Annotated in this window: 1 protein-coding gene; it reads left to right on the top strand. The window is 50.6% G+C overall.

Translation table 11 applies throughout. From position 1 onward, the window contains the following. On the top strand, window positions 1-3,862 hold a 3,862-nt coding region (locus F5971_RS18210; RefSeq protein WP_223116362.1), incomplete at both ends, for a beta strand repeat-containing protein.

Raw genomic sequence — 3,862 nt, 5'->3', positions numbered from 1 at the left:
TAACGGACAAAAATGGCAACACGGTTACGGCGACCGCGATTGTCGAAGAAGATGGCAGCTACACCGTGCCAGGCTTAGATATCACTGATCTAACGGACGGTGATCTAGATATTACGGTGACAGGTACTGACAACAACGGTAACCCAGTGACAGGAACGGGTACCGATGAGCTAGATGCGGTGCCTTCAGAAATCACTGTGGAGACCGATGTCGATAACACAGGGCCAACGATAGATGTAACAGGTGACACCACTGATATTCCAGTCGGTTCTGAGCTAGTGGTTACGATCACTGACTCTGAAGGCAATACTGTTACGACAACAGCGATTGTTGAAGAAGACGGTAGCTACACCGTGCCAGGCTTAGACATCAGCGATCTAACGGATGGTGATCTAGACATCACGGTGACAGGTACCGACAACAACGGCAACCCAGTCACAGGAACAGGTACTGATGAGCTGGATGCGGTACCTTCAGAAATCACTGTGGAGACCGATGTCGATAACACAGGGCCAACGATAGATGTAACAGGTGACACCACTGATATTCCAGTCGGTTCTGAGCTAGTGGTTACCATCACTGACTCTGAAGGCAATACTGTTACGACAACAGCGATTGTTGAAGAAGACGGTAGCTACACCGTTCCAGGCTTAGACATCAGCGATCTAACAGATGGCGAGCTGGACATTACGGTTACGGGTACTGACAATAATGGCAACCCAGTGACGGGTACAGCTGAAGACGAACTGGATGCAGTCGCCTCTGCAGTTGAAGTGAGCTTCGACAACACCGATGCCAATGGCGTCATCACTGACGATGCAGATAGCGTTGTGATCAGCGGTAGCACTACAGACGTTCTGCCAGGCAGCAACACGGTTAACTTGGTGATCACGGATCAACAGGGCAATGAGGTTGTACTGAATGATGTTGCGCTGGATGCAGACGGTAACTTCAGTGTTGAAGCTGACCTAAGCGGCTTGATTGACGGTCCATTGGAAGTAGTTGCAAGCGCAACAGACAACAATGGCAACCCAATCACCGGCACCGACAGCGCTGAGCTGGATGCAATTGCAGCCCAAATCACGGTTGAAACCGAGGTGGATAATGCAGGCCCCACCATTGATGTGACAGGTGATACTACTGATATCCCAGTGGGCTCTGAGCTAGTGGTTACCATCACTGACTCTGAAGGCAACACTGTTACGACAACAGCGATTGTTGAAGAAGACGGTAGCTACACCGTTCCAGGCTTAGACATCAGCGATCTAACAGACGGCGACTTAGACATCACGGTTACTGGTACCGACAACAACGGTAACCCAGTAACAGGCACCGCTGAAGACGAGCTGGATGCCGTTGCTTCTGCGGTTGAAGTGAGCTTCGACAACACCGATGCCAATGGCGTCATCACTGACGATGCAGACAGCGTTGTCATCAGCGGTAGCACCACAGACGTTCTGCCAGGCAGCAATACGGTTAACTTGGTGATCACGGATCAGCAGGGCAATGAGGTTGTGCTGAATGACGTTGCGCTGGATGCAGACGGTAACTTCAGTGTTGAAGCGGATCTAAGCGGCTTGATTGACGGCCCATTAGAGGTGGTTGCAAGCGCAACGGACAACAATGGCAACCCAATCACCGGCACAGACAACGCTGAGCTGGATGCAATTGCAGCAGACATCACCGTTGAAACCGACGTGGATAACGCTGGCCCAACGATTGATGTGACAGGTGACACCACCGATATTCCAGTCGGTTCTGAGCTAGTGGTTACCATCACTGACTCTGAAGGCAATACCGTCACGACAACAGCGATTGTTGAAGAAGATGGCAGCTACACTGTTCCAGGCTTAGACATCAGCGATCTGACGGACGGTGACCTAGACATCACGGTGACAGGCACTGACAACAACGGCAACCCAGTCACAGGTACGGCTGAAGATGCATTGGACTCCACAGCATCTAGCATCCGAGTGACAGCCGATGTTGATAATGCTGAAGCCACCATTGATCTATCCGGAACGACGAATAAAGTTCCAGAAGGACAAATTGTTCAAATTACAATCACAGACTCTGAAGGCAACACGGTCACCACCAGTGCCACGGTTGAAGAAGATGGCCGTTACAGTGTCGATGGTGTTGATGTTAGTGAGCTTGTTGATGGTCAGTTAGACATCGTCGCTGTCACAACAGATGAAAATGGTGTTGAGATTGATGCCAATACAACGGCAGAGCTGGATGCAGTTGAATCTGCAGTTGAAGTCAGCTTCGACAACACCGATGCCAATGGCGTCATCACTGACGATGCAGACAGCGTTGTGATCAGCGGTAGCACCACAGACGTTCTGCCAGGCAGCAACACGGTTAACTTGGTGATCACGGATCAACAGGGCAATGAGGTTGTACTGAATGATGTTGCGCTGGATGCTGATGGTAACTTCAGTGTTGAAGCGGATCTAAGCGGCTTGATTGACGGTCCATTGGAAGTGGTTGCAAGCGCAACAGACAACAATGGCAACCCAATCACCGGCACCGACAACGCTGAGCTGGATGCAATTGCAGCCCAAATCACCGTTGAAACCGAGGTTGATAACGCTGGCCCAACCATTGATGTGACAGGTGATACTACTGATATCCCAGTGGGCTCTGAGCTAGTGGTTACCATCACTGACTCTGAAGGCAACACTGTTACGACAACCGCGATTGTTGAAGAAGACGGTAGCTACACTGTTCCAGGCTTAGACATCAGCGATCTGACGGACGGTGACCTAGACATCACGGTGACAGGCACTGACAACAATGGCAACCCAGTGACGGGTACAGCTGAAGACGAACTGGATGCAGTCGCCTCTGCAGTTGAAGTGAGCTTCGACAACACCGATGCCAATGGCGTCATCACTGATGATGCAGACAGCGTTGTGATCAGCGGTAGCACCACAGACGTTCTGCCAGGCAGCAACACCGTTAACTTGGTGATCACGGATCAACAGGGCAATGAAGTTGTACTGAATGACGTTGCGCTGGATGCAGATGGTAATTTCAGTGTTGAAGCCGACCTAAGCGGCTTGATTGACGGCCCATTGGAAGTAGTTGCAAGCGCAACGGACAATAATGGCAACCCAATCACCGGCACAGACAACGCTGAGCTGGATGCGATTGCAGCCCAAATCACCGTTGAAACCGAGGTTGATAACGCTGGCCCAACGATTGATGTGACAGGTGACACCACCGATATTCCAGTCGGTTCTGAGCTAGTGGTTACCATCACTGACTCTGAAGGCAACACTGTTACGACAACAGCGATTGTTGAAGAAGACGGTAGCTACACCGTTCCAGGCTTAGACATCAGCGATCTAACAGATGGCGAGCTGGACATTACGGTTACGGGTACTGACAATAATGGCAACCCAGTCACAGGTACGGCTGAAGATGCATTGGATTCCACAGCATCTAGCATCCGAGTGACAGCCGATGTTGATAATGCTGAAGCCACCATTGATCTATCCGGAACGACGAATAAAGTTCCAGAAGGACAAATTGTTCAAATTACAATCACAGACTCTGAAGGCAACACGGTCACCACCAGTGCCACGGTTGAAGAAGATGGCCGTTACAGTGTCGATGGTGTTGATGTTAGTGAGCTTGTTGATGGTCAGTTAGACATCGTCGCTGTCACAACAGATGAAAATGGTGTTGAGATTGATGCCAATACAACGGCAGAGCTGGATGCAGTTGAATCTGCAGTTGAAGTGAGCTTCGACAACACCGATGCCAATGGCGTCATCACTGACGATGCAGATAGCGTTGTGATCAGCGGTAGCACCACAGACGTTCTGCCAGGCAGCAACACCGTTAACTTGGT

It is taken from the genome of Nitrincola alkalisediminis (assembly GCF_009821115.1).
Classification (GTDB): domain Bacteria; phylum Pseudomonadota; class Gammaproteobacteria; order Pseudomonadales; family Balneatricaceae; genus Nitrincola; species Nitrincola alkalisediminis.
Note: the sequence above shows the minus strand (reverse complement) of the source record. Positions and strands in the feature narration are given on the sequence as shown.